Raw genomic sequence first — 26,223 nt, 5'->3', positions numbered from 1 at the left:
GTCACTTTCGCCGGGCCGAGTCCCAGGCGCATCCCGTCACGTTCCGCTGGACCTCGCATGCCGTCGGTGACCGCGATATTCTTGAAGTAAGCGGTCGTTAACTGGTGACGGGATGCCTGCGATCGGGCATACTCACAGCGCACAGCCGCTGGTCAGCAGCTTCCGAGACCCGGGAGAGCGGAGCATCGGCCGGCCCGAGGAAGACCCGGCGGAGCCGCCCACACCCAAGGCGCACGTCGGCCGATGTGCCCGAACAGGGAGGAGAGCGTCGCCATGCCCGACCGCGCCCCGCAGCCGGTGGACCGTCAACTGCCCACGGACGAGGCCCGGGATCTGATCTCGCTCGTCCGCGACATCGCCCAGCGCGAGATCGCCCCGAAGGCGGCCGAGGAGGAGGACGCCGGACGCTTCCCGCGCGAGGTCTTCACGCTGCTGTCCCAGTCGGGACTGCTCGGCCTGCCGTACGACTCCGAGTACGGCGGCGGCGACCAGCCCTACGAGGTCTATCTCCAGGTCCTCGAGGAACTCGCCGCGGCCCGTCTCACCGTCGGGCTCGGCGTCAGCGTGCACACGCTCGCCTCCTACGCGCTCGCCGCCTACGGCAGCAAGGAACAGCAGGTCGAGCACCTGCCCGCGATGCTGGGCGGCGGCCTGCTGGGCGCCTACTGCTTGTCCGAGCCGTCGTCCGGATCCGATGCCGCCTCTCTTCGTACGAAGGCGGTGCGCGACGGTGAGGACTGGGTGATCACCGGCACGAAGGCCTGGATCACCCACGGCGGGATCGCCGACTTCTACACGGTCATGGCCCGCACGGGGGAGGAGGGGCCGCGCGGCATCACCGCCTTCCTGGTCCCGGGCGACGCCGAGGGCCTGAGCGGCGCGGTGCCCGAGAAGAAGATGGGGATGAAGGGCTCACCCACCGCGCAGGTGCACCTCGACGGGGTCCGTGTCCCGGACGAGCGGCGCATCGGCGAGGAGGGCCAGGGCTTCGCCATCGCCCTGTCCGCGCTCGACTCCGGGCGGCTCGGCATCGCCGCCTGTGCGATCGGCCTCGCCCAGGCGGCGCTGGACGAGGCGGTCGCTTACGCCACCGGGAGGCAGCAGTTCGGGCGGCCCATCGCCGACTTCCAGGGGCTGCGCTTCATGCTCGCCGACATGGCGACCCAGATCGAGGCGGGCCGGGCCCTGTATCTGGCGGCGGCACGCCTGCGCGACGCGGGGCGGCCGTTCGCCAAGCAGGCGGCCATGGCCAAGCTGCACTGCACGGACACCGCGATGAAGGTGACCACGGACGCCGTCCAGGTCCTCGGCGGGTACGGCTACACCTCGGACTTCCCGGTGGAGCGCTATATGCGCGAGGCCAAGGTGCTGCAGATCGTCGAGGGCACCAACCAGATCCAGCGCATGGTCATCGCCCGTCACCTTGCGGGTCCTGAAACGCGCTGAACTGCCCTCTGGTGACCTGCGGGGCCGCCAGCCTGATCCACTCCGGGTCGTGGCGGCCCGGCAGGGTGCGGCCCCGGTCGGCCCAGGCGCGCATCAGAGCGCGGTAGATCGGCGGGTCCTGCAGATGTGGCGGCACCGGCGCAACCGTTCCTGCGGGCGGCGGAACGAACACGCGGCGCTGACGCCCGATCACGGAATAGGTGGGGGTCATACCAGGGCAACGCGGAGGTAGGCGGACAGGTCACCCATCCGCAGAATCGAGCGTGAGTTCCCGGACGTCCGGCTCCCTCTCTGGCCTCCGCCAGCTGTCTGACGTACCGTCAGACCAGCCGTCTCCAGGGAGGTTTGGCGTGGCCGACGACCGCCCCGTACCGCTCGACGAGTACCCCGTGCACCAGGTCCCGTTGTCCATGAAGCACGTGGCGACCGGGGACCGCAACGCCTATGACCGCTGTATCTTCCACGTCCTCGACCACGAGGGGCGCGCCCTGCTCATCGTGGGCCTCGGGGTCTACCCCAACCTCGGCGTGATCGACGCGTACGCGACCCTGCGGACCGGGGACACCCTGCACGCCGTGCGCGCCTCCGACGCCCTTGGCGAGGACCGCATGCGGCTCGCCGTCGGCCCGCTCAGGATCGAGGTCGCGGAGCCGCTGCGGCGGCTGCGGCTGGTGGGTGACGACGACCTGTTGTCGTACGACCTCACCTGGACCGCCGGCTTCCCCGCCCTGTGGGAACCCCACCACCTCCAGCGCCGCGGCGAGCGGCTCACCCTCGAAGGGCGCCGCTTCGTCCAGGCCGGCGGCGTCGAGGGCGTGATCCGTGCCGCGGGTGAGGAGTTCCGGGTCACCGCCGCCGGGTGGACCGGCACCCGCGACCGCAGCTGGGGCGTGCGGCCCATACCGGGGGAGGAGGGCGGCCGTCTCGCGGAGGAGCACCCGGCCGAGGGCTTCCACTGGCTGTGGTGCCCGGTGCGGTTCGAGGACCGCTTCCTCATGGTCATCGTCCAGGAGGACGCCGACGGCTACCGCTCCCTGAACGACGCCACCCTCGTCCGCCCCGGCCACCGCGACCGCCAACTCGGCTGGCCCCAGCCCGAGATCGGCTACCGCTCCGGCACCCGCCACCCGGACCGCGCCCTCATCCACCTCGGCGACCTGCGCAAACCGCAGGAGCTCGAGGTCGAGATCCTCACCTCCTCGCCACTGGCGATCGGCGCCGGCTACCCGCCCGCCGACGACTGGCAGCACGGCACCTGGCGCGGCCGCGGCTGGACGGACCGCCGTACCTACGACCTGACGCAGCCGCACGCCCTGGCCGCCTACGGGGTCACCGACCACGCCGCCCGCTTCCGGCTGGACGGCCGGATCGGCCACGGCATCTTCGAGCACGGCTCGTTCGGGCGGCACGATCCGAGCGGGTTCACGGACTTCACTTCGGTCGCGCCGTAGGGGGTATGTGACATGGCACCCACCGCACCCCGTCCCCGCACCAGCACCCGCGACCCGGAGGAGCTCGCCCGCCGCCTCACCGCCTGGCTCTCCACCCGGCTGCCCGGCGCCAAGGCGGCCGGCGTCACCGTCCCCGAGTCCAACGGCATGTCCAGCGAGACCCTGCTCTTCGACATCGAGCACCCCGAACCGCCCGTGCGCCGCTGCGCGTTGAGACTCGCGGCGGACCCGGCGGCGTACACCGTCTTCCCGGTGTACGACATGCCGCGCCAGTACCGCACGATGCGCGTCGTGGCGGAGCACTCGGACCTGCCCGTGCCGAAGGTGCTGTGGCTGGAGGAGGACCCCGGACCGCTCGGGGCGCCCTTCTTCGTGATGGAGCGCGTCGACGGCCGCGTGCCGCCCGACGTCATGCCCTACACCTACGAGGGCAACTGGCTGCACGCGGCGAGCGACACCGAGCGCGAGCATCTGGAGGCGGCCTCGATCGGGCTGCTGGCCCGGCTGCACGACCAAGTCCCGCCGAAGGCCGCCGAGTTCCTCGCGCTCCCGGGCGAGGGTGACGCCCTGCGCCGCCATGTCACCGCCCAACGCGCCTACTACGACTGGGTGGTCGACGGACGCGCCCGCTCACCGCTCATCGAGGCCGCGTTCGACCGCCTGGAGGAGCTCTGGCCGGGCGATCCGGGCACACCGGTGCTCAACTGGGGCGACGCACGCATCGGGAACGTCGTCTACGACGGCTTCGAGCCCGCCGCCGTCCTCGACTGGGAGATGGCCGCCCTGGCCCCGCGCGAGGTCGACCTCGGCTGGACGGTCTATCTGCACCGCTTCTTCCAGGACCTCACGGTCGCCTTCGGCCAGCGCGGTCTGCCGGACTTCCTGCGCCGCGACCGCATCGAGGCCCGCTACGCCGAACTCACCGGCCACACACCGCGCGACATGGACTTCCACACGCTGTACGCCGCGCTGCGGCACGCGATCGTGATGCTGCGGGTCGCCTACCGGCAGGTGCACTTCGGGGAGGCAGCCGTTCCGGCGGATCCGGACACACTGATCCTGCACCACGGCAGCCTGCGGGCCATGGTGCAGGGCAGCTACTGGAGTTGAGCGAGACGGTTCAGGCGGCCTGACGGCGCATCGCCGGCACCCGCATCGGGCGCGAGCCCGGGCCGCCGACGTGCGAGAACGGCTGCGTCCGCCAGTCGAGGCCCTGAGGGAGCGTCAACAGGAGGGCGGTGTCCTGCTCCTGGGGCTCGGCCGACTCGTCCGCCGAGCGGGCCTCGGCGGCCCTGCGGCCGGTGCCGGCGCAGACCGTCAGGCCGAACGGGTTCCACGGCGAGGCGCACAGCGCGTGCTCCGGCAGGACCTGCTCGTCCGCCAGCAGGGCGATGGGCTGCGCGCAGTCCGGGCAGATCACCCGGTACATCTCGAAGGTGTCGTACGCGTCGAGTTCGTCCTCGAACGCGTCGGGTTCGACGCCCTCCGGCTCGGGCTCGACGACGGCCTGGAGCCGCTTGGGTGCGGTACGACCAGGGCGCTTAAGACTCTGCATGGGTTCTCCCCCTCGGGCTGGGCCGTTCGGGCACTGCGGCCTCGACCACAGCAAGCACTTCCCGCCCCGTCTCGGCGGTAATCACGAGAGCATCACGGAGACGTCTCGGCGGCTGTGTCCTTCGTCACATGCCGCCCGCAGGTGCCCGCGGCGGACGATTTGTCCCCCGGACGGCTCACAGGCAGCTCTCGGGCACATCACAAAGCGGGTATGACCTGGACTGCTCAGGTATCCGAGGAGATCAGGCGCACTGTAGGTTCTTGCGTCATGGAGGAGCTGGACCGTCAGATCGTGCAGCTGCTCGTCAAGGACGGGCGGATGAGCTACACAGACCTGGGCAAGGCCACAGGCCTGTCCACGTCGGCCGTGCACCAGCGGGTGCGGCGGCTCGAACAGCGTGGCGTCATCCGCGGCTATGCCGCGGTGGTCGACCCCGAGGCCGTCGGGCTGCCCATGACCGCGTTCATCTCGGTCAAACCCTTCGACCCCAGCGCCCCCGACGACATCTCGGACCGTCTGGCCGGGGTGCCCGAGATCGAGGCCTGCCACAGCGTCGCGGGCGACGAGAACTACATCCTCAAGGTGCGCGTGGCCACACCGCACGAGCTGGAGGAGCTGCTGGCGCGGCTGCGCACGCTGGCGGGCGTCTCGACACGTACGACGGTGGTGCTCTCCACGCCGTACGAGGCCCGGCCGCCCCGGATCTGACCGGCCCGTGGGCAGGACGGCCGGGCGAAGGCCGACCTGCGTACCGGGCGGCCCCGGTGACGCGCGAGACTGTTCCCCATGAGTGAGCGCAGCCCCGAGCCGAAGACCGTCCTGCTCCGCCGCGGAGAAGTCCACAGCCCCGCCGACCCCTTCGCGACCGCGATGGTCGTGGAACGCGGGCAGGTCGCCTGGGTCGGTTCCGAGGCCGCCGCGGACGCCTTCGCGGACGGTGTCGACGAGGTGGTCGACCTGGACGGCGCCCTCGTCACCCCGGCCTTCACCGACGCCCATGTGCACACCACCTCCACCGGCCTCGCGCTCACCGGCCTCGACCTGTCCGACGCGCCCTCCCTGGAGGCCGCCCTCAATTCGGTACGGGACTTCGCGGCGGCCCGCCCGCAGGACAAGGTGCTGCTCGGGCACGGCTGGGACGCCGCCCGCTGGCCCGGCGGCCGGCCCCCGACGCGCGCGGAACTCGACGCGGCCACGGGCGGTCGTCCCCTCTATCTGTCCCGTATCGACGTCCACTCGGCGGTGGTCACCACGGCCCTGCTCGACCTGACCCGCGGTGTCACGGCAGCGGACGGCCCGCTGACCGCCGACGCCCACCACGCCGTACGTGCCGCCGCGTTCGCAGCCGTGACGCCGGCCCAGCGCACCGAGGCCCAGCGCACCGCGCTCGCGCACGCCGCTTCCCTGGGGATCGGCTCGGTTCACGAGTGCGCGGGACCGGAGATCTCCTCCGAGGAGGACTTCACCGGTCTGCTCCGGCTCGCGGCCGAGGAGCCGGGACCGCGAGTGATCGGCTACTGGGCGGAACGCGCCGAAGAAGGGGTGGAGAAGGCGCGTGAGCTTGGCGCGCTGGGCGCCGCCGGTGACCTCTTCGTCGACGGCGCCCTCGGCTCGCACACCGCCTGTCTGCACACGCCGTACACCGACGCCGACCACACGGGCACCGCCTACCTGGATGCCACCGCGGTGGCCGCCCACGTCGTGGCCTGCACCGAGGCGGGCCTGCAGGCGGGCTTCCACGCGATCGGCGACGCGGCCGTGACCACGGTCGTGGACGGTGTGCGCGCCGCCGCCGAGAAGGTCGGCCTGGCCCGCGTCCGCGCCGCCCGGCACCGCGTTGAACACGCCGAGATGCTCACCCCCGAGACGATCGCGGCCTTCGCCGAGCTGGGCCTGACCGCCTCCGTGCAGCCCGCCTTCGACGCCCTGTGGGGCGGCGAGGACGGCATGTACGCCCAGCGCCTGGGCGCCGACCGGACCCGCACCCTGAACCCGTTCGCGGCCCTGCTCAGGGCGGGCGTCCCGCTCGCGTTCGGCTCCGACAGCCCCGTCACCCCGCTCGACCCGTGGGGCACCGTGCGAGCCGCCGCCTTTCACCGCACGCCCGAGCACCGCGTCTCCGTGCGGGCCGCGTTCACGGCCCACACCCGCGGCGGCTGGCGGGCGATCGGCCGCGACGACGCGGGCGTCCTGGTGCCCGGCGCACCCGCGGACTACGCCGTGTGGCGCACCGACGAGCTGGTGGTCCAGGCCCCCGACGACCGGGTCGCCCGCTGGTCCACCGACCCCCGCTCCGGCACCCCGGGCCTGCCCGACCTGAGCCCCGGCCGCGACCTGCCGGTCTGTCTGCGCACCGTGGTCGGCGGGCGGACGGTGTTCGTAGGGCCGGGCGAGTGATCTCCCGGGGTGGCGCGGCGCCGATCGACGCCCCCGGCGGCGTCGCACGACCTGCGTATCCTCCGCCCTGACCAGGGCATTGATGCAGAATGCGCAGGTCAAACGGCTGTTGACAGCCGATGGCAGGGGGCCGGTAGGTTCGGCCGAGTCCACCACCGGACGCCCGACCGGGGAAATTCCGCGCACTCGTCGCAGCGCCGCTGGGTCAGGGACGGTGTGCCGCACCGGGGCACCGCCACTGGGAGCCAGGCTCAGCGCCCGCGCCGCGACGGGAGGAGAGTTCCGGCCGGTCGGGGAGGTGTGACCCGGGTGGGGCCCGGGCTCAGTAGACAACGGCTTTCGGTCGACCCGCAGCCAGCGGGCCCCGGGTCGGCCCGAAGGGCGCCGGGCCCCCATCCGTAGCTCCGCGAACCTGCCCAAAAGCGCCCTCTTACCCCGCTCTTGTGGAATCGACACCACTATACGAACGCCCTGTCGCGTCATCGCAGGCCGTGACCACTATGGTGGACGTCTGCGTACGGACACGAAGGGGCAGCAGTGAACGACGGCGACGGGACCCTCGCGGCAAAGGCCCAGGGGAGGCAGTTCGGCCCGCTCGGCACGGCCTTGGTGATCATTCCGACCTACAACGAGGCCGAGAACATCAAGTCCATCGTCGGCCGGGTGCGGAAGGCGGTCCCCGAGGCTCATGTCCTCGTGGCCGACGACAACAGCCCCGACGGCACCGGCAAGCTCGCCGACGAACTGGCCGCCGAGGACGACCACGTCCAGGTGATGCACCGCAAGGGCAAGGAAGGCCTCGGCGCCGCCTACCTCGCGGGCTTCCGCTGGGGCCTGGACAACGGCTACGGGGTCCTGGTCGAGATGGACGCCGACGGCTCCCACCAGCCCGAGGAACTGCCCCGGCTGCTCACCGCGCTCAAGAGCGCCGACCTGGTCCTGGGCTCCCGCTGGGTGGCCGGCGGCCGAGTGGTGAACTGGCCCAAGAGCCGCGAGTTCATCTCCCGCGGCGGCAGCCTCTACTCCCGCCTCGCCCTCGCCCTGCCGCTGCGCGACATCACCGGCGGCTACCGCGCCTTCCGCCGCGAAACCCTCGAGGGCCTCGGCCTCGACGAGGTCGCCTCCCAGGGCTACTGCTTCCAGGTCGACCTGGCCCGCCGCGCGGTCAAGGCCGGCTACCACGTCGTCGAGGTGCCCATCACCTTCGTGGAGCGCGAACTGGGCGACTCCAAGATGAGCCGCGACATCCTCGTCGAGGCTCTGTGGCGGGTCACGGCGTGGGGCGTGGGTGAGCGGGTCGCCAAGGTCACGGGCCGCGGCAAGAAGGCCTGACCGGCGTCCGTGCGCACAGGGCCCGCGTACGGTCTCACAGGCACGGTTGATCATTCGCTTATGCCGCACTGAGGCGGGCCCAGGCACACTGGATGCATGACGACAGGTGCTCCGACCCCCACGTATCCCGTCCGGCCCCGGCGCTCCAGGCTGCGGACCTTTCTGCCGCTCGGCGTCGCGGCCTGGCTGGTGCTGGAGATCTGGCTGCTGACCGTGGTCGCGGGCGCCTCGAGCGGGTTCACCGTGTTCCTGCTGCTGCTCGCGGGCTTCGTCTTCGGAGCGGCAGTGATCAAGAAGGCGGGCCGGCGCGCCTTCCAGAATCTCAATGAGGCGCTGCAGCGCGGCGGCACCCCGCAGAGCGGCGGCGGCAACGGCCTGCTGATGCTCGGCGGTCTGCTTCTGATGATCCCCGGCCTGGTCTCGGACGCCGTGGGTCTGCTTCTGCTGATCCCCCCGGTACAGAAGGCCCTGAGCCGCTATACCGAGCGCACCCTCGACCGCAAGCTGCGCGAGGCCGGTCCCGGCAGCTTCGGTGACGCCTTCCAGCAGGCCCGCATCCACCGCCCCGACGGCAAGGTCGTCCAGGGCGAGGTCATCAGGGACGAGCCGGGTGGCGACGCCCCGCAGGGTCCGCGCCCGCCGCTGACCCGCTGAGAGCGCGGCAGGACACACGACTGCGGGCGTCCACGTGACACCACGTGGACGCCCGCAGTCGCTTGCGTGCGTAGTCGGTCCGCCCGACCCCGGCAGGAACTAGGCCGACTTGCGGCTGTCCCGCGGGTGAACCGCGATGTTCATCGCGCCCGAACGGAGAACGGCCAGACGCTCCTCGAGGACCTCTTCGAGTTCCTCGCGGGTGCGCCGCTCCATCAGCATGTCCCAATGCGTACGCGCGGGCTTGGCCTTCTTTTCCTCAGGGCCGTCGCCGTCAACGAGGAGTGCCTGGGCCCCGCAGACCTTGCACTCCCACTCCGGCGGGATCTCCGCCTCGACCGAGAAGGGCATCTCGAACCGGTGCCCCTTCTCACATGCGTACTCCACGGCCTGGCGCGGGGCCAGGTCGATGCCGCGGTCCGTCTCGTAGCTGGTCACCACGAGGCGCGTGCCGCGAAGAGCTCGCTCACTCATGAATCGTGCCTCCCGGGCTTGTCGCCCACAGGACAGGTGTCGCTGTCGTCGTCATCCGGTCAACGTCCGGTCGGCGGTAAAGATTCCCGTTCCGTGTCCCGTTCCGGGTCATGCGTCGCCGTCGTAGCCGCCCCTTGTTGTACCCACCAGCGCCCGGTTTGTCACATCTGCTAGCAGATGTCACCCAGCGTTTCGGCATCTTTGACGCGCAGTAACGGTACGCCTGGCAGGCCAAACGCGTACACTACAGCCCTTTCGCCGTGAGTGCTAAATCCTTTCGGGGACAGGATTGCCCGCATCCAGGATCGCCTGCCGCACCGGAACCCTTGCGAGCAGGGCAAATCCGAGGACGAAGAAGGCCACGAGCGAGATGATCGCGTCCCGATAACTTCCGGTGAGCTGGTAGGTGATCCCGAACAGAAGGGGGCCGAGCCAGCTCATGCCCCGGTCGCTCATCTCGTACGCCGAGAAGTACTCGGCCTCCTTGCCTGGCGGCACCAGATGCGAGAACAGGGAGCGGGACAGGGCCTGGCTGCCGCCCAGCACGAGCCCGATCCCGGCCGCCAGCACGAAGAACCACACCGGCGCCCCGGCCGGCAGGAAGTATCCCGCCGCCAAGGTCACCGTCCACGCCACCAGTGAGCCGAGGATGGTGCGCTTGGCCCCGTACGTCCGGGCGAGCCTGCCCATCCCCAGCGCGCCCGCCACCGCCAGCACCTGCACCATCAGCACGGCCGTGATGAGGGTGGACTGGCTCAGGCCCAGTTCCTGGGAGCCGTACACCGACGCCTGGGAGATCACCGTCTGGATGCCGTCGTTGTAGATGAGGTAGGCGAGCAGGAAGCCCAGGGTGAGCGGTTTGCCGCGCATGTCCCGCACGGTGGACGCCAACTGCCGCCAGCCGTGCGCCGCGGGCGCCGAGGACGTCGTACGGCGGTCGCGCAGCCGCTTCAGCGGTACGAGGGTGAAGGCACCCCACCACAGGCCCGCGGAGGCCAGGCAGATACGGACCGCCGTCGACTCGGAGACGCCGAAGGAGTGGTGCCCGGTGAACAGCACCAGGTTCACGATCAGCATCGAGGAGCCGGCCGCGTAGCCGAAGGCCCAGCCGCGAGAGGAGACCCGGTCGCGGTCCTCGGGCGGGGCGATCTGCGGCAGGTAGGAGTTGTAGACGACCATCGAGACGGCCACGGACGAGTTGGCGACGATCAGCAGCAGGCCGCCCAGCAGATAGCGGTCCCCGGACAGGAAGAAAAGGCCCGTGGTGGCCGTCGCCCCCACGTAGGCGCAGGCGGCGAGCAGCGGCTTCTTCCGTCCCGTGCGGTCGGCGGCCGAGCCCACCAGCGGCATCACGAGGATCGACACGATCACGGACGCGGAGACGCAGTACGCGAAGAACGACCCGGCGCGCACCGGGATGCCCAGCGGGTGCACGAACCCGTCCGCGTCGGCCGCCGACTTGGCGACCGCCGTCAGATAGGGGCCCAGGAACACCGTGAGGACGCTCGTCGAATAGACGGAGCAGGCCCAGTCGTAGAAGTACCAGCCGCGCTGCTCGCGCTGCCGGTCGATGACGTCCGTCCGCACGGTGTCGGCGCTCACCCGTGCCCTCGCTTCCCCGCTGAAGTGCCGTGCGAAGGAACGGGCGAGCGACCGCCGGGGCGCTCAGACCCAGGCGCCGCGTTCTTCCATGACCTTGCGCAACGTGTCGATGTGATCGGTCATGATGCCATCGACTCCCAGGTCCAGGAGCCGGTGCATGCGATCGGCCTCGTTGATGGTCCACACGTGCACCTGCAGCCCACGCGCGTGGGCGGCGCGGACGAAGCGGTGGTCGACGACCTGGATGCCGGACTGCGACTCGGGCACCTGCGCGGCGACCGCGGAGGCGCGCAGTGCGGCCGGGACGCCCCAGGAGCGCAGTCGCAGGTTGAGCACGCCACGCGTGCCGTACGACGTCGCCAGCCGCGGGCCGGCCAGCCGCTGGGCACGCACCACGCGCGCCTCGGAGAACGAGCCGACGCAGATCCGGTCCCAGGCGCGCGTGCGTTCGATCAGGTCAAGGAAGGGGTGCAGCGAGGACTCCGCCTTCAGGTCGACGTTCCAGCGCACCTCGGGGAAGGTCTCCAGCAGCTCCTCGAAGAGCGGCACCGGCTCCTTGCCCGCCACGCGCGCGTGGCGCACGTCCTTCCACGGCAGGTCGGCTATGCGCCCGGCGCCGTCCGTCATCCGGTCCAGGGTCGAGTCGTGGAAGGCGACCAGCTTGCCGTCCGCCGTGGTGTGGACATCGGTCTCGAGGTAGCGGTAGCCCGCCTCCACCGCCCGCCGGAACTGCAGCACGGTGTTCTCCAGGCCGTCCGCGGCCCCGCCCCGGTGGGCGAAGGGGATCGGGCCGGGATGGTCGAGATAGGGGTGGCGTATCCGCGTGGTCACCGTCGAAGTATGGCCCTGTGGGGTTGCCCTTCGGCAACGACCGTGCTGCCGCCGGATGCCGACGGGACGTCGAACACCCGCAGGAAGAGCTGGGCGAGCGGGCCGATCGACACCGCGTAGAGGACCGTGCCGATGCCGACGGTGCCGCCGAGGGCGAAGCCGGTGACGACGACCGCCACCTCGATCGCCGTCCGCATCAGGCGGATCGAACGGCCGGTACGCCGATGCAGGCCGGTCATCAGCCCGTCCCGCGGGCCCGGCCCGAAGCGGGCGGAGATGTAGAGGCCGGTGGCCATGCCGTTGAGCAGAATGCCGGCCGACAGAAGGGGGATCCGTACGGCCAGGGAGCGCACGTCGGGGACGAGCGCGAGGGTGCCGTCCATGGCGATGCCGACCACGAAGACATTGGAGACCGTGCCGAGGCCCGGGCGCTGGCGCAGCGGGATCCACAGCAGCAGCACCGCCGCGCCCACCACGATCGACACGACACCGATGGTCAGGCCGGTGAGCTCGGCCAGGCCTTGATGGAGCACGTTCCAGGGCTCGAGGCCCAGTCCCGCCTCCACGAGGAGTGCCGAACTCACGCCGTACAGCGCGAGACCGACGTAGAGCTGGATCAACCGTCGCCCGAGACGGTTCTTCGTGGACAAGAGGTGCCCCCCTGTGGTCGCAGTGGCCTGGTTCGTGACACCCTGTGGCTTGGGTGGAAACTGCATCCATGGCCAATCCGGGGAAGGTGGACTGATTTCCATGGCGACGTGGACTTCGGCGATGGGGGCGGCGCAGCTCGCCCGGCTGCTCAACTCCCAGCAGGACCGCCCGGCCGGGCCCGGCACCCGCCGCCCGCCCGCCTACCGGGCCCTGGCCGACGGCATCCGGCTGCTTGTCCTGGAGGGCCGCGTTCCGGTGGCCGCCCGGCTGCCCGCCGAGCGCGAGCTGGCCCTGGCCCTGTCCGTCAGCCGTACGACGGTCGCGGCGGCCTACGAGGCGCTGCGCACCGAGGGGTTCCTGGAGTCCCGGCGCGGCGCGGGCAGCTGGACCGCCGTACCGGCCGGGAACCCGCTCCCCGCTCGCGGTCTTGAGCCGCTGCCGCCCGAGGCGCTCGGCTCGATGATCGACCTGGGCACCGCGGCGCTCCCGGCGCCCGAGCCATGGCTCACCCGCGCTGTCCAGGGCGCCCTGGAGGAACTGCCGCCGTACGCCCACACGCACGGCGACTACCCGGCGGGCCTGCCCGCGCTGCGTTCGATGATCGCCGACCGGTACACCGCGCGCGGGATCCCGACGATGCCCGAGCAGATCATGGTGACGACGGGAGCCATGGGGGCGATCGACGCGATCTGTCACCTCTTCGCGGGCCGGGGCGAGCGCGTCGCCGTAGAGTCGCCGTCGTACGCCAACATCCTCCAGCTGATGCGGGAGGCCGGGGCCCGGCTGGTGCCCGTGGCGATGGCCGAGGGCCTGGCCGGCTGGGACCTGGACCGCTGGCGGCAGGTGCTGCGCGACGCCGCACCCCGGATCGCGTACATCGTCGCCGACTTCCACAATCCGACCGGCGCGCTCGCCGACGACGACCAGCGGCGTCAGCTCGTGGAGGCGGCCAGGTCGGCGGGGACGGTGCTGATCGCCGACGAGACGATGAGCGAGCTGTGGCTGGACGAAGGTGTGGAGATGCCGCGGCCCGTGTGTGGCTTCGACCCGGCCGGGTCCACGGTGATCACGGTCGGATCGGCCAGCAAGGCCTTCTGGGCGGGGATGCGCATCGGCTGGGTGCGCGCGGCGCCGGATGTGATCCGCAGCCTGGTCGCCGCGCGTGCGTACGCCGATCTGGGCACCCCCGTGCTGGAGCAGCTCGCCGTGAACTGGCTGTTCAGCACGGGAGGTTGGGAAGAGGCCGTGCAAGTGCGGCGCAGCCAGGCCCGGGAGAACAGGGACGCGCTGGTCACCGCGGTGCGGCGGGAGCTGCCCGACTGGGAGTTCGAGGTGCCGAGGGGCGGACTGACGCTGTGGGTGCGGACCGGGGGGCTGTCGGGCTCCCGGCTCGCCGAGGTGGGTGAGCGGGTCGGGGTGCGGGTGCCGTCCGGGCCGCGCTTCGGGGTCGACGGGGCCTTCGAGGGGTATGTGCGGCTGCCGTTCACCGTGGGCGGTGCGCTGGCCGACGAGGCGGCGATGCGGCTGGCGGCGGCGGCCCGGTTGGTGGCGAGCGGGGCGTCGGGGGGCGGGGAGTCGCCGCGGACGTTCGTGGCGTAGCCGCGGCCTGAGGTGCCGCTCCAGGACCGCGACACCGGGCGGCGCGACCTACTGCGCCTCCGCCGCCATGACTTCCGCGGGCACCGGCTTCGCCTCGACCGGCTCCTCGTCGATGGGGACCGCCTCGATCGGCACGGCCTCGAACGACTTGGCCTCCACCGGCACGGCCTCGAACGGCTCGGCCTCGGCGGACTCCTGGTCGGCCGGCGTGGTCCGCGGCGGCAGCAGCGCCAGCACCGCCTTGCGGTGCGCGTCGCTCGCCGTGTCGTCGTACGGGTCCGGAGTCGACGGCACCTGCAGCCGGTGCACCGGGCCCGTGCCGAGACGGGCGTAGCCGCGGCCGGGCGGGACCTCGGCGGCCGGAGTGGTGGACGGAAGGGCGCCGAGGACTCCTGACAGCTGCTCCGCCGTGGCGGGGCCCAGTACGACACGCGCGCGCGTGTGCTGCCGTACGTCATCGCTCAGGGCTTCGGCGTGGTCGAACTGCTCGCCCACCACGACCGTCACGTTCACCGCCCGGCCGTGCCGGAGGGGGACCTGGAGCAGGGACTGCGGGTCCTCGCGGCCGTCCGCGGCGGCGAGATGGGTGAAGGCGCTCGGGCGGTCCAGGATGAGCCACAGGGGACGCTTGGTGTCCTCCGGCGGCGGCTGCCCGGCCTGACGGGCGCGGTTCGCGGCGATCAGACGGCGCTCCGTCTCAAGAGCGGCCCACTCGAGGCTCGTCAGCGCCCCGGTCAGCCCGCACTCGACGGCCAGAACACCGTCCCGGCCGGTCAGGCACGCGTACTCGCCGGTGCCGCCCTCGACGATCACGACGTCGCCGTGCTGGAGCGCCTGGACGGCGATGGAGCGCAGCAGGGTCGAGGTGCCGCTGCCCGGCTGGCCCATGATCAGCAGGTGCGGTTCGGTGGAGCGGATGCCGGTGCGCCAGACGACCGGCGGAACGTCGCGCTGGTTCTCCCCGTAGGTGAGGGGAAGGGTGCGCTGGACCAGGGTGGGGTCCGTCAGGCCGAGGACCGTCTCGCCGGGCGCCGTGACGAATCGCTGGGCGGGGATGTCGGTGGGCAGCGGGGGCAGCACCGTGACCGTCAGCTCGTTGCCCTCTTCCTCCCATGCGAAGTGGTACTCGCGGCCGCGCCCCGACTTGGCGTGCAGCAGCTGTTCGATCCGGGCGCGGGACTCGGCCTCGCCGTCGGTGAAGTACGCCGGGTAGCGGATCACGAGCCGGGTGAGACGGCCCGACTCGTCGAACTCGTACGCGGGGAAGGCCTTCTCCCACTCGCCGCCGTAGGCGTACAGCGGGGAGGGGTCCTCGGCGATCGAGAAGTAGGGGATCAGGGCCTCGTACAGCGACTTGAGGCGCTGCACCTGGGACTCGTCCGGCCCTTCGGGCGCCGCCGGTGCGCGGTCCCGGCCGTGCAGGGCTGCCGCCGTCATCAGGGCGATGACGGCGAGCAGGGGGCCGTACGGCACGAGTGCCACGACCAGGATCACGGAGGCCGCCAGGAACAGCAGCGGCCCACGCCGGTCCTTGGGGGTGTCGGCCCACTTGTGCCGCCCTGCCGCCGCCAGCCGGCGCAGACCGCGGGTGATCGTGATCAGCGGGTGGAGAACGTCGGTGGCGCTGTCGGCCGCCGTCCGGGCCAGCTCCCGGCTCCGGGCGAGCTGCATCCGGGCGATCTGCGCGTTGTCCTTGCTCAGGATGCGGGGGAGGGGGCGCCGGGCCACTGCGTTCTCCTGGTGGTGCGTGCGGGCGGGAGGGGCGGCGTCAGAACTTGATGCCGCCGAGGAGACTCGCGAGGCTCTCGCCGCCGGCCTTGATGCTCGGGGCGATCGCGGTGCTCGCGAGGTAGAAGCCGAACAGGGCCGAGACCAGCGCGTGCGAGGCCTTCAGACCGTCCTTGCGGAAGAAGAGGAAGACGATGATGCCGAGCAGGACCACGCCGGAGATGGACAGGATCATTTTTTTCTCCTGGTTCACGGGGACAGTCACCATGAGTACTTCCAGGATCACAGCATGTATCCATAGTATTAAAGGTGCAAATGGATGAATCTCGGTAGATTTCCCTCGAGTGGTCGAGTCAGGTCGGGCGGACCGGGCCGAACCCCCCGTGGCCTGCCTGGTCTGTGGTGATCTTTACCTCCGGCGCTCCGGGTCATGTACTGCGGAAGCCAGTACCCTTGCGATTCACCTGAACGGTTGTATTGAGAGGCGGTCCGGCCGATGACTGAAGCCCCCGACCCCGAGGTCGTGGAGCTGGCGACCAAGATCTTCGATCTGGCCCGGCAGGGGCAGACCGAGGCGCTCGTGGCGTACGTCGACGCGGGCGTTCCGGCCAACCTCACCAACGACCGCGGTGACTCGCTCGTGATGCTCGCCGCCTACCACGGACACGCGGACGCGGTACGCGCCCTGCTTGCCCGGGGTGCGGAGGGTGACCGGATCAACGACCGGGGCCAGACCCCGCTCGCCGGAGCCGTCTTCAAGGGCGAGACGGATGTCATCAAGGCCCTCCTGGAGGGCGGCGCCGATCCGGCCGCGGGCACCCCGTCGGCCGTCGACACGGCGCGGATGTTCGGCAAGACGGAACTGCTCGAGTTGTTCGGCGCACACTGATCCGAATGTTCTGACCAGCGAAAACACAGAAAACGGGGGAGGCGGTACAGGGCCGCCGAAATTTCGGTCGCGGCAGGTCGAAGTGCCGAGTCATCATGACGTCGTGATTCACGGACGCGATGGCCGGGCAGGTGTTGCCGCACCGCGCGGGCCGTGATGCGGTCCGCGAGGGCCACTGACGAGAGGCAGAGGAAGATGGTCTACAGCAAGCAAGAGACGGCGGGCGCCCCGACGTTGTGTCACGCGGCCAGGTAATGCGTGTTCCCCGGTTGCGTCGACGCTTGATGTGAGGCTGTTTCCCATGTTCGATCCGGTCATAGCGCCCAGCGGTACGCTGCTCGGCCTGCTCCAGCGGGGCCGCGGCGACGGCACACTGCATGCGCTCACCGCCCCGCGCGCCGAGGCGCTCGCGGCGCTGAACCACTGTGTGCTGCGCGACCCCCGCCACGACTGGCAGGTGGAGAACCGCTCCCTCTACTACGCCCGTCTCTACCTCGACCTGAACGGCGAGCTGGACGAGATCGAGGCGCACCTCTTCGACGTCGAGGACGCCTTCGACACCGAGGAGTCCCGCACGGGACTGGCCCTGGCCGTCCTCGGCCACCTCGCCTCCTACGGCAGGCGGGACGCGCTCGAACTGCTGCGCAGGTACGCCGCCTCCGGCTCCAACTGGGCCTGGGCCCTGGACGAACTGGCGCTGCGCGACGACGACGCCGGTCTGCGGGCCCTCGCGGCCCCCGTGCTGGCCCGCTTCGCCACCGACGCCGAGGGTGAGGCCGAACTGGCCGCCGTCGTGCGTGACGCCTTCGAGCCCCGGCCGTGGCGGCTGTGGGCGGAGGATCCGCGCGAATCGATCGCCACGCGTGTGCGTGCCGCTCAGGAGACCGGCTGCTTCGACCGCTGGCAACGCCAGATGCGACCATCCGGGCCCCGTCCGGGGTGGAGCGTGCAGGCCGTGTTCGAGTGGGCACAGCAGGGCGTCGAACGGGGCGCCGCGCTGCACGTCCCGGCCGCCCGCTGTCTCACCGCCGTAGCCGGCCCCGAGGACCGGGCGGAGATCGTGCAGGCCGCCAAGGACGGCACCGACGGAGCCCGCTGCACCGCGCTGCGCTATCTCGCCGACAGCAATGATCCCGACGCCCTCGATCTGATCGAGGGGGCCGTGCTCACCGGCTCACCGGCCGTCGTGGACGCCGCCGCCGACGCGTTCGAGCGGATGCGCAGCGTCGCCGCCGTGGACCGGGCCCGCGGCTGGGCCCACCGGCCCGACCCCCTCGGCGCCGCCGCCGGCCGCATGCTCGCCTGCCGCGGGGGAGCCGGGGACAAGGACCTCGTCCTCGGGGCGTTGCGCGAAGCCGTACGGGGCGAGGGGCCGGACGCCCCCACGCTGTGGACCCTCGTGGACGGCACCGGCCGGCTCGGCATCGCCTGCGCCGCCCCCGTACTGCGCCATATCTATCGCGAAACCGCCTCCTCCCACCTCCGCGGCCGGGCCGCCCGCGCCCTGGCCGCCACCGACCCCTCCTTCCCGGCGGGCTTCGCCGTCGAGTGCCTCTGGGACTGCGAGGAGACCACCCGCGAGATCGCCGCCCGGCATGCCGAGACCGGCGACGCACGGGTCGTCGAACGGCTCCGCCGGCTCGCCGCCGACCCGGCCGAGGAAGCCGAAGTGCAGACCGCCGTACGAAGTCGGATCGCACCCGAAGGACCCGCTGTCTGAGCCGGCCACACACGGGCTCCCCGCGCCGCGGCAGGGCCACTGGATGAACGGCGGGTGACCCGCGGGTCAGGCGGTCATGGACACGGCCTGACCTGCTCGGGTGTGCACAGGAACGCTCACGGGACGTTCATCGTTCGCAAAGATCCACGTTGACGCGACCACGTCCAGCCCGGCGACAACACCCCTATGCGTGTCGTCATAGTGACCGAATCCTTTCCCCCCGACGTGAACGGCGTGGCCCACTGCGCGCTCCAGACCGCCCGGCACCTCGTAGATCGCGGTCACCTTCCGCTCGTCGTCGCCCCGGCCAGCACCGCTCTCGCCGTCCGGGCCGGGACCGGGCCCGACGCCCAGGCGCCGTGCCCCGTCGTCCGTGTCCCCTCCCTCCCGCTCCCGGGCTATCCCCAGGTCCGTGTCGCCCTGCCCAGCCGCCGCCTGGCAGCGGCCGTCATGGCACACCGGGCCGACATCGTCCACCTGGCCAGCCCCTTCGTCCTCGGTGTCCGCGGCATGGCGGTCGCCGCCCGGCTCGGCGTCCCGGCCGTGGCCGTGTACCAGACGGATCTGGCCGGATACGCCCGTACCTACATGGGCGCCGGCGAGGCCGCGGCCTGGCGGCGCATCCGCTCCGTCCACTCCGCCGCCGACCTCACCCTCGCCCCCTCCAGCGCCTCGATGCACGACCTGGAGACCCATGACGTGCCCCGGGTCAAGCTCTGGCAGCGCGGCGTGGACACCGTCCGTTTCCGCCCGCACCTGCGCGACGAGGCCCTGCGCCGGGAACTCGCCCCGAACGGCGAACTGATCGTCGGCTACGTCGGCCGGCTCGCCCCCGAGAAGCACATCGAGCTCCTGGCCGGCGTCTGCGGCCTCGACGGGGTGAAGGTCGTGGTCGTCGGCGACGGTCCGAGCCAGCCGAGCCTCGCCGAGGCGCTGCCGGGCGCGGTCTTCCTCGGCCGCCGCACCGGCGACGAACTCGCCCGGATCTACGCCTCGCTGGACGTCTTCGCGCACACCGGCCCCTTCGAGACCTTCTGCCAGACCGTGCAGGAGGCCATGGCGAGCGGCGTCCCCGTCGTCGCTCCCGCCGCCGGCGGCCCCCTCGACCTGGTCGCCCACGGGCGCACCGGGCTGCTGGTGCCGCCCCATGACGCGGACGCCGTACGGGACGCCGTGCAGTCCCTGGCCGCGGACCCGGAGCGGCGGATCACCTTCGGCGCCACGGCGCGCGCCACCGTCGAGGGACGCACCTGGGCGGCCGTGGGCGATCAGCTGATCGGGCACTACACCGACGTGCTCGCCGCACGGCAGAAGACGGCGGTGGCGGCATGACCTCACTGCGGATCGTGCGACTCGCCAACTTCGTCGCCCCCTCCTCCGGGGGCCTGCGCACCGCCCTGCGGGAACTCGGCAGGGGCTTCAAGGCCGCAGGACACGAGCCCGTGCTCATCGTCCCCGGCGAACGCCTCGACGACCGCGACACCGAGCAGGGACGCGTCATCACCCTGCCCGGGCCGCTGCTGCCCGGCACGGGCGGATACCGCGTGCTCACCGACAAGCGGCGGGTGGCCCGCCTCCTGGAGGAGCTGGCCCCCGACCGGCTGGAGGTCTCCGACCGTACGACCCTGCGCTGGACCGGCAAGTGGGCGCGGCGGGCCCGCATACCCGCCGTGATGGTCTCCCACGAGACCGCCGACGGCGTCCTGCGTACCTGGGGGCTGCCGGAGGGCGCCGCCCGCCGCGCCGCCGACGCCCTCAACGTGCGTACGGCGCACACGTACGCGCGCGTGGTGTGCACCACCGAGTTCGCCGAGCGGGAGTTCGTGCGGATCGGCGCCCGCAATGTCGTACGGGCCCCGCTCGGCGTCGACCTGGTCGAGCGGCATCCCGCGCTGTGCGATCCGGGGCTGCGGGCACGCTACGCGCGCGTGGCCGATTCGCTGCTCGTGACGTGCACCCGGCTGTCCGTGGAGAAGCGCCCCGGCACGGCGCTGGACGCCCTCGAGGCGCTGCTGCGGCGGGGCAGGCGTGCGGTGCTGGTGGTCGCCGGCGACGGGCCGCTGCGGCCGCGGCTCGAACAGCGGGCGCGGGAGCGCGGGCTGCCGGTCACCTTCCTCGGGCATGTCTCCGACCGCGGCGCGCTCGGCGCCCTCCAGGCCTCCGCCGACGTCTGCCTGGCACCCGGGCCCGCCGAGACCTTCGGGCTGGCCGCGCTGGAGGCGATGGCCTGCGGCACGCCTGTGGTGGTGAGCACGTCGTCCGCGCTGCCCGAGGTGATCGGGTCCGCCGGAGCTGTCGCGGCGGACCACGGGGAGGCCTTCGCGGACGCCGTCGAGATGCTGCTCGGGCTTCCCGAGCGGGAGCGGCGCGAGACCGCACGCGCGCGTGCGGAGTGCTTCGGATGGAACACGGCGGTGGACGCGTTTCTCGCCGCGCACGACGCGCCGCTACCGGTGCGTCGTGCGGTGCCCGGGGGCGTGGCATGAGACCGGTGCGTTTCGTCGCCCTCGGGGACTCGCTCACCGAGGGCGTGGGCGATCCCGTCGCCGACGGGTGGCGCGGCTGGGCCGCACTGCTCGCCGGCGGGCTCGCCGAGGAGCCCGTGGAGTTCACCAACCTCGCCGTCAGCGGCGCCCAGACCCGGGAGGTACTGGAGCAGCAGACGCCGGCCGGGCTCGCCCTGCAGCCGGACGTGGTGTCCGTGGTCATCGGCGTCAACGACACCCTGCGCTGCACCTTCGACATCCACGCCGTGGCCGAACGGCTGGACAAGGTGTACGCCGCCTTCACCGAGCAGGGCGCGACCCTGCTCACGGCCTGTCTGCCCGACCCCGGCTCGATGCTCGGCCTGCCCGGCTCCCTGGCCCGTCCGCTGGCCCGGCGGCAACGGGCGGTCAACCGGGTCGTCCACGCCCTCTCCGACCGCTACGGCGCCGTCCATCTGCACGCGGCCGAGGAAGCCTGGATCACCGACCGCGCGATGTGGAGCGCGGACCGGCTGCATCCGGGCGAGCGCGGGCACCGGCAGCTGGCTGTGCGCTTCCACTCGCTGCTGGCGGAAGCGGGCCGTGCGGTGGGTCCGGCGCCCTCGCCGGAGCGGGAGTTCCCCGTGCCCACGCGGTCGGCGAGCCTGTTGTGGCTGGCCACGGCGGGTACGGCGTGGGTGGCACGGCGGTGCACCGATCTGCTGCCGCAGCTGCTGGGCCTGGCGGCGGACGAGATGCGGCACCGGGTGCGGGGGACCAGTGCGCGACTGGATCTGCGGGCCGCTGCGGCGGTTTCGGCAGCTTTGGCCGCGGTCTCTGTCGGGGAGCAGCCGGATGCGGCCTAGCTCCGCAGGGTGGGCAGTGAGACGTCGGTGGGTGGTGCGGTCGGGGGGGGGCTGGTGCGGGTCCCTTGCGGCTGGCCGCGCGCACGCGGCGGAGCCGCACATCGATACAGCCCCATGCCCCTAACGACCTTGGCGTGTACGCATCGCCACGAAGCGGACCGGTGTTCCCGGCGCCGCCTGCGCTGCCGCCGGGAGGTCCTGTGGGTGGACGACCGCGATCACCGGGTAGCCGCCGGTGGTCGGATGGTCGGCCAGGAAGACGACCGGTCTGCCGTCCGGCGGGACCTGGACCGCGCCCAGCACCATTCCCTCGCTGGGCAGTTCGCCCGGTAGCGCCCGTTCCAGCGCCGGGCCTTCCGTGCGCAGGCCGATGCGGTTGCTCGCAGCGGACACGCGGTAGGGGCGGGAGGTGAACGTACGCAAGGCCTCCGGTGTGAACCAGTCGTCGCGCGGTCCCAGCGTCACCCGTAGGACGAGTTCGGCCGCAGGAGCGGGCTGCGGAGCGAAGTCCACGCGCGCGTAGACGCTTTTCGGCGTCCCGAGGGGGAGCACCATGCCGTCCGTGAGAGGTGCGGGGCCGAGGCCGGACAGCAGGTCGGTCGAGCGGCTGCCGAGTACCGGTTCGACGGTGATGCCGCCCGAGACGGCCACATAGCTGCGTACTCCGGAGACGACGGTGCCGACCTCCAGGAGCGCACCCGCGGGCACGCACACCGGAGCTCCCCAGGCGACCGGCCGGCCGTCCATCGTGACCGGGCAGGGGGCGCCGCCGACCGCGACCGTGACCGCCGAACGCGGCCGCAGGGCACACCCGTTGACCGTGGTCTCCAGGACGGCAGCCCCAGGCGGGTTGCCGACCAGCCGGTTGACGAGCGCCGCCGCGCGGGCGTCGAGGACACCGGAGCGGGGCACGCCGAGGTGGGCGTGGCCCGGGCGTCCCCGGTCCTGCACGGTGGTGAGCGCTCCGGCTCGTGCGACGACGAGTGCGCGGTCCGTCACGGGCACCCCATCGGGACGAAGCGCACGCGCGTGCCGGGCGACAGCAGCGCGGCCGGCACGCGCGTGTGGTCCCACAGCACGGTGTCGGTGCGCCCGATCAATTGCCAGCCGCCCGGCGACGAGCGCGGGTACACGCCCGTGTACGGGCCCGCCAGCGCCACCGAACCGGCCGGGACGGCCGTGCGCGGGGTGGCCCGGCGGGGGATGTCGTAGCGCGGCGGCAGGCCGGTGAGGTAGCCGAAGCCCGGGGCGAATCCGCAGAAGGCGACGCTGAACTCGGTGGCCGCGTGGATACGGGCCACTTCCCGCTCGTCGACACCCCAGTGGGCGGCGACGTCGGCCAGGTCGGGACCGTCGTAGCGCACCGGGATGTCGACGACCGCCTGCTCGCGAGGGGGAGCGGGGGGCACCTTGGAGGCGGTCAGTTCCGAAGCCAGACGGACCGGGTCGTCGAGGCCGTCGAGCAGGACCGTGCGGGCCGCGGGGACTATCTCGCGCACCGTGAGCAGGCCTTCCGAACGGCGCCGCAGCAACTCCGCGTGCAGGGCCTGTGCCTCGTCCCCGGAGGCCACCTCGACGAGCAGGGCGCTGTCCCCGACGGGCAGCGCCCTCATGCGAAGGCCTCCACCCGGATCCCCGACTCCTGCAGGCGTTTCCGGACGCGCCGGGCCAGTTCGACGGCGCCCGGCGTGTCCCCGTGCAGGCACAGGGAACGCGCGCGTACGTCGACGAGCGCGCCGGAGTGCGAGGTGACCGTGCCGAAGCGCGCCAGGCCCACCGAGCGCTCCACCACGGCCTCAGGGTCGGTGACCACGGCGCCTTCGTGGCCGCGCGGCACGAGCGTTCCCTCCGGGGTGTACGCACGGTCCGCGAAGGCCTCCGTGACGGCCGGCAGACCCGCCTCGGCGGCGAGCTCCAGCAGGCGCGAGCCGGGCAGTCCGAGGACGGGCAGCGAGGCGTCGGCGAGCCGTACACCGTCCACGACCGCACCGGCCTGCTCCTCGTCGTGCACGACGCGGTTGTAGAGCGCGCCGTGCGGCTTGACGTACGACACGCGCGTGCCGGCCGCGCGCGCGAAGACCTCCAGGGCGCCGATCTGGTAGGCCACCTCGGCCGTGAGCTCCGCGGGCGGCACGTCCATCGCGCGCCGCCCGAACCCCGCCAGATCCCGGTAGGAGACCTGGGCGCCGATCCGGACGCCGCGCTCGGCCGCCAGGTCGCACACCCGCCGCATGGTGGCCGCGTCCCCGGCGTGGAAGCCGCAGGCCACGTTGGCGCTCGTGACGACGGACAGCAGTTGCTCGTCGTCGGTCAGCTGCCAGCGGCCGAAGCCCTCGCCGAGGTCGGCGTTCAGATCGATCGAGGTCATGGGTCCTTCGTGTTTCTCTCAGGCCACGCGGTACTGCTCGTCGCGGGTGTCGGTCAGGAACATCTGGCCGGGAGCATGGGTGATGGCGAAGGGCGGGAGCGAGGCCATCACGGCCGCCTGTGGGGTCACTCCGCAGGCCCAGAACACCGGGATGTCGTCCGGTTCGAGGTCCACCGGGTCGCCGAAGTCGGGGCGGCCGAGGTCGTCGATGCCCAGCGCCGAAGGGGTGCCGCAGTGCACGGGGCTGCCGTGCACCGCCGGGAGCAGACCGCTCTCCCGGATCGCCGCCGCCAGGTGCTGTGGCGGCACCGGCCGCATGGAGACCACCATCGGGCCGTGCAGCCGCCCCGCCGGACGGCACTGACGGCTCGTCACATACATCGGGACGTTGCGGCCCTGCTCGACGTGGCGGATCGGCACGCCCGCCTCGGTCAGCGCCCACTCGAAAGTGAAGCTGCAGCCGATCAGGAACGACACCAGGTCCTCGCGCCAGTGCGCGCGGACGTCCGTCGGCTCGTCCACCAGCACACCGTCCTGCCACACCCGGTAGCGCGGCAGATCGGTGCGCAGGTCCGCGCCGTCCGCCAGGATCGTCGTGGCGGAGCCGGCGTCCGTGACGTCGAGCACCGGACAGGGCTTGGGGTTGCGCTGGCAGAACAGCAGCATGTCGTACGCCCAGTCGGCGGGCACCGAGATCAGGTTGACCTGGGTGTGTCCGGCCGCCACCCCGGCGGTGGGTCCGCTGAGGCCCTCCCGGAAACGGGCCCGGGCGGTTCTGGGGCTCCACGCGTGCGCGTGCTCGTCGACCACGGTCAGCGGACGGTCTTCCGTGCGGTTCACGCGAGCTCCTTCCCACGGGTCTCCGGCAGCCCCAGCAGCGCCAGCGCCGCGAGGCCGTAGCCGATCGCACCGAACACCAGCGCGCCGCCCACACCCCAGCTGTCGGCCAGGAAGCCGACGGTCGTGGGGAAGACGGCGCCCACGGCGCGCCCGGTGTTGTACGTGAAGCCCTGTCCCGTGCCCCGCACCGCCGTCGGGTACAGCTCGCTCAGGTAGGACCCGAAGCCGCTGAAGATCGCCGACATGCAGAACCCGAGCGGGAAACCGAGCACCAGGAGCAGGGTGTTGGCGCCGTGCGGGATGTTCGCGTACGCCAGGATGCACACGGCCGACAGCAGGGCGAACAGCCAGATGTTGCGCCTGCGGCCCAGCCGGTCGGTGAGGTAGCCGCCGGTCAGATAGCCCAGGAAGGCGCCGGAGATCAGGAACGTCAGGTAGCCGCCGGTGCCGACGACCGACAGGCCGCGGTCGGTCTTCAGATACGTCGGTACCCAGGTGGCGAGCGTGTAGTAGCCGCCCTGGACGCCGGTGGACAGGAGTCCGGCGAAGACGGTCGTGCGCAGCAGGCCGGGCTTGAAGATCGCGGTGAACGAGCCCTTCTGTGTGCTCTGTTCGCGTACGGCCGCAGCCTCCGGGGCGTCGTGCACCCGGCGGCGCATCCAGACCACCAGCAGTGCGGGCAGCGCGCCGGTCCAGAACATGATGCGCCAGGCCAGATCGTCGCCGGCGAAGGAGAAGACCAGGGTGTACGCGATCGCGGCCAGTGCCCAGCCCACGGCCCACGAGCTCTGCACGGCGCCGAGGGTGCGGCCCCGGTGCCTGGCGCTCGCGTACTCGGCGACGAGGATCGCGCCGACCGCCCACTCACCGCCGAAACCGAGGCCCTGCAGAGCGCGGAAGACCAGCAGCGTCTCGTAGTTGGGTGCGAAGCCGCAGGCCACCGTGAAGACCGCGTAGGTGATCACCGTGATCATCAGTGCCCTGACCCGGCCGACCCGGTCCGCCACCACGCCCGCCACGGCGCCGCCCACCGCGGAGACCACGAGGGTGACCGTCGTGAACAGGCCCGTCTGCCCGCTGTCCAGGCCGAAGTACGCGGCCAGCGCGACCATGCTCAGGGGCAGCGTGAAGTAGTCGTAGGAGTCCAGGGCATAGCCGCCGAACGCGCCCGCGAAGGCGCGGCGGCCCCGCGGACCGAGGGCGCGCAGCCAGCCCAACGTGCCGTCGTCGAGGGCGTTTTGGTCGGTTCCGGGCTGTTCGGTCAGGGCCTGGGCCGGTGGGGTCGTACTCATGGGCACCTCGCAGTGGGAGGACGAAGGGTGCTTCAGGAATGAGCCGTGCCGTGCAGGAGGAGC

The 26,223-nt window shown here is 72.2% G+C and carries 26 protein-coding genes; 13 read left to right on the top strand and 13 right to left on the bottom strand.

Annotated features, from left to right (window positions below):
• The first annotated feature begins 273 nt into the window (after positions 1–273).
• Positions 274–1,446, top strand: a complete 1,173-nt coding sequence (locus tag ACIBW9_RS36000; protein ID WP_398961261.1) for an acyl-CoA dehydrogenase family protein — start codon at positions 274–276, stop codon at positions 1,444–1,446.
• Here the strand turns inward: ACIBW9_RS36000 and ACIBW9_RS35995 are convergent.
• The gene (locus ACIBW9_RS35995; RefSeq protein WP_398961259.1) at positions 1,409–1,657 is read right to left on the bottom strand and encodes a hypothetical protein; all 249 of its coding nucleotides are present in this window, start codon (positions 1,655–1,657) and stop codon (positions 1,409–1,411) included. The two genes, ACIBW9_RS36000 and ACIBW9_RS35995, sit on opposite strands and share 38 nt — an antisense overlap.
• Before the next feature lie 139 nt (positions 1,658–1,796).
• Here ACIBW9_RS35995 and ACIBW9_RS35990 point away from each other — a divergent pair, with 139 nt between their 5' ends.
• On the top strand, positions 1,797–2,897 hold the full coding sequence (locus ACIBW9_RS35990; RefSeq protein WP_398961257.1) for a hypothetical protein: 1,101 nt from the start codon (positions 1,797–1,799) through the stop codon (positions 2,895–2,897).
• Positions 2,898–2,909: 12 nt separating this feature from the next.
• Positions 2,910–4,007 (top strand): phosphotransferase family protein, encoded by a 1,098-nt coding sequence (locus ACIBW9_RS35985; protein ID WP_398961255.1) that lies wholly within the window; start codon positions 2,910–2,912, stop codon positions 4,005–4,007.
• A 10-nt stretch (positions 4,008–4,017) separates the two neighbouring features.
• Here the strand turns inward: ACIBW9_RS35985 and ACIBW9_RS35980 are convergent, their stop codons facing one another.
• Positions 4,018–4,452, bottom strand: a complete 435-nt coding sequence (locus ACIBW9_RS35980) for a hypothetical protein (protein WP_398961254.1) — start codon at positions 4,450–4,452, stop codon at positions 4,018–4,020.
• 267 nt (positions 4,453–4,719) lie between these two features.
• Between ACIBW9_RS35980 and ACIBW9_RS35975 the strand changes: the two genes are divergently transcribed.
• The 4 genes from ACIBW9_RS35975 to fxsA all read left to right on the top strand — a co-directional run bounded on the left by ACIBW9_RS35975 (position 4,720) and on the right by fxsA (position 8,835).
• Positions 4,720–5,160, top strand: a complete 441-nt coding sequence (locus ACIBW9_RS35975; RefSeq protein ID WP_030946711.1) for an Lrp/AsnC family transcriptional regulator — start codon at positions 4,720–4,722, stop codon at positions 5,158–5,160.
• Positions 5,161–5,238: 78 nt separating this feature from the next.
• Positions 5,239–6,849, top strand: a complete 1,611-nt coding sequence (locus ACIBW9_RS35970; protein ID WP_398961252.1) for an amidohydrolase — start codon at positions 5,239–5,241, stop codon at positions 6,847–6,849.
• Positions 6,850–7,386: 537 nt separating this feature from the next.
• Complete coding sequence (locus ACIBW9_RS35965) at positions 7,387–8,181, top strand: polyprenol monophosphomannose synthase (protein ID WP_398961250.1); 795 nt, start codon at positions 7,387–7,389, stop codon at positions 8,179–8,181.
• Between the two features lie 96 nt (positions 8,182–8,277).
• Entirely contained in the window at positions 8,278–8,835 is a 558-nt protein-coding gene (fxsA, locus tag ACIBW9_RS35960) for an FxsA family membrane protein (protein ID WP_398961248.1), read from the top strand.
• Between the two features lie 99 nt (positions 8,836–8,934).
• On the opposite strand, the gene ACIBW9_RS35955 is transcribed toward fxsA, so the two are convergent.
• The 4 genes from ACIBW9_RS35955 to ACIBW9_RS35940 all read right to left on the bottom strand — a co-directional run bounded on the left by ACIBW9_RS35955 (position 8,935) and on the right by ACIBW9_RS35940 (position 12,392).
• Positions 8,935–9,309: an RNA polymerase-binding protein RbpA gene (locus ACIBW9_RS35955; RefSeq protein ID WP_003977404.1), complete on the bottom strand. Its 375-nt coding sequence runs from the start codon at positions 9,307–9,309 to the stop codon at positions 8,935–8,937.
• Positions 9,310–9,576: 267 nt separating this feature from the next.
• Positions 9,577–10,911, bottom strand: a complete 1,335-nt coding sequence (locus tag ACIBW9_RS35950; RefSeq protein WP_398961246.1) for an MFS transporter — start codon at positions 10,909–10,911, stop codon at positions 9,577–9,579.
• Positions 10,912–10,974: 63 nt separating this feature from the next.
• On the bottom strand, positions 10,975–11,742 hold the full coding sequence (locus ACIBW9_RS35945; RefSeq protein ID WP_398961245.1) for a glycerophosphodiester phosphodiesterase: 768 nt from the start codon (positions 11,740–11,742) through the stop codon (positions 10,975–10,977).
• Positions 11,739–12,392, bottom strand: coding sequence for a YitT family protein (locus ACIBW9_RS35940; protein ID WP_398961244.1), 654 nt, complete (start codon positions 12,390–12,392; stop codon positions 11,739–11,741). The genes ACIBW9_RS35945 and ACIBW9_RS35940 overlap by 4 nt, the downstream gene beginning before the upstream one ends.
• 100 nt (positions 12,393–12,492) lie before the next feature.
• Between ACIBW9_RS35940 and ACIBW9_RS35935 the strand changes: the two genes are divergently transcribed.
• A complete protein-coding gene (locus ACIBW9_RS35935; protein ID WP_398961242.1) occupies positions 12,493–13,992 on the top strand; it encodes a PLP-dependent aminotransferase family protein in 1,500 nt (499 codons plus the stop codon).
• A gap of 48 nt (positions 13,993–14,040) precedes the next feature.
• Here ACIBW9_RS35935 and ACIBW9_RS35930 read toward each other — a convergent pair whose 3' ends face one another.
• On the bottom strand, positions 14,041–15,720 hold the full coding sequence (locus tag ACIBW9_RS35930) for an ATP-binding protein (protein WP_398961240.1): 1,680 nt from the start codon (positions 15,718–15,720) through the stop codon (positions 14,041–14,043).
• Positions 15,721–15,760: 40 nt separating this feature from the next.
• On the bottom strand, positions 15,761–15,955 hold the full coding sequence (locus tag ACIBW9_RS35925; RefSeq protein ID WP_016434155.1) for a hypothetical protein: 195 nt from the start codon (positions 15,953–15,955) through the stop codon (positions 15,761–15,763).
• Positions 15,956–16,216: 261 nt separating this feature from the next.
• On the opposite strand from ACIBW9_RS35925, the gene ACIBW9_RS35920 reads away from it, so the two are divergent.
• The 5 genes from ACIBW9_RS35920 (at position 16,217) to ACIBW9_RS35900 (ending at position 21,660) form a co-directional block, all read left to right on the top strand.
• Complete coding sequence (locus ACIBW9_RS35920) at positions 16,217–16,609, top strand: ankyrin repeat domain-containing protein (RefSeq protein WP_123963814.1); 393 nt, start codon at positions 16,217–16,219, stop codon at positions 16,607–16,609.
• Positions 16,610–16,910: 301 nt separating this feature from the next.
• Entirely contained in the window at positions 16,911–18,329 is a 1,419-nt protein-coding gene (locus ACIBW9_RS35915) for a HEAT repeat domain-containing protein (RefSeq protein ID WP_398961238.1), read from the top strand.
• 186 nt (positions 18,330–18,515) lie between these two features.
• Positions 18,516–19,661: a glycosyltransferase family 4 protein gene (locus ACIBW9_RS35910; protein WP_398961236.1), complete on the top strand. Its 1,146-nt coding sequence runs from the start codon at positions 18,516–18,518 to the stop codon at positions 19,659–19,661.
• Positions 19,658–20,815, top strand: coding sequence for a glycosyltransferase (locus ACIBW9_RS35905; protein WP_398961235.1), 1,158 nt, complete (start codon positions 19,658–19,660; stop codon positions 20,813–20,815). Before ACIBW9_RS35910 ends, ACIBW9_RS35905 begins: the two co-directional genes overlap by 4 nt.
• The gene (locus ACIBW9_RS35900) at positions 20,812–21,660 is read left to right on the top strand and encodes an SGNH/GDSL hydrolase family protein (protein WP_398961234.1); all 849 of its coding nucleotides are present in this window, start codon (positions 20,812–20,814) and stop codon (positions 21,658–21,660) included. The genes ACIBW9_RS35905 and ACIBW9_RS35900 overlap by 4 nt, the downstream gene beginning before the upstream one ends.
• A gap of 120 nt (positions 21,661–21,780) precedes the next feature.
• Here the strand turns inward: ACIBW9_RS35900 and ACIBW9_RS35895 are convergent, their stop codons facing one another.
• Genes ACIBW9_RS35895 through ACIBW9_RS35875 form a run of 5 tightly spaced genes read right to left on the bottom strand, consistent with a single transcriptional unit; the run spans position 21,781 to position 26,160 of the window.
• A complete protein-coding gene (locus ACIBW9_RS35895) occupies positions 21,781–22,659 on the bottom strand; it encodes a biotin-dependent carboxyltransferase family protein (RefSeq protein WP_398961232.1) in 879 nt (292 codons plus the stop codon).
• Positions 22,656–23,273 (bottom strand): allophanate hydrolase subunit 1, encoded by a 618-nt coding sequence (locus tag ACIBW9_RS35890; protein ID WP_398961230.1) that lies wholly within the window; start codon positions 23,271–23,273, stop codon positions 22,656–22,658. The genes ACIBW9_RS35895 and ACIBW9_RS35890 overlap by 4 nt, the downstream gene beginning before the upstream one ends.
• Positions 23,270–24,028: a LamB/YcsF family protein gene (locus tag ACIBW9_RS35885; RefSeq protein WP_398961228.1), complete on the bottom strand. Its 759-nt coding sequence runs from the start codon at positions 24,026–24,028 to the stop codon at positions 23,270–23,272. Before ACIBW9_RS35885 ends, ACIBW9_RS35890 begins: the two co-directional genes overlap by 4 nt.
• A gap of 18 nt (positions 24,029–24,046) precedes the next feature.
• Positions 24,047–24,868, bottom strand: coding sequence for a putative hydro-lyase (locus tag ACIBW9_RS35880; protein WP_398961226.1), 822 nt, complete (start codon positions 24,866–24,868; stop codon positions 24,047–24,049).
• On the bottom strand, positions 24,865–26,160 hold the full coding sequence (locus tag ACIBW9_RS35875) for an MFS transporter (RefSeq protein WP_398961224.1): 1,296 nt from the start codon (positions 26,158–26,160) through the stop codon (positions 24,865–24,867). The genes ACIBW9_RS35880 and ACIBW9_RS35875 overlap by 4 nt, the downstream gene beginning before the upstream one ends.
• Positions 26,161–26,223: the final 63 nt, after the last annotated feature.

Origin of the sequence: Streptomyces sp. NPDC049541 (assembly GCF_044465725.1) — a bacterium.
Lineage (GTDB): Bacteria > Actinomycetota > Actinomycetes > Streptomycetales > Streptomycetaceae > Streptomyces.
This window is presented reverse-complemented; position numbering and strand designations above follow the sequence as displayed.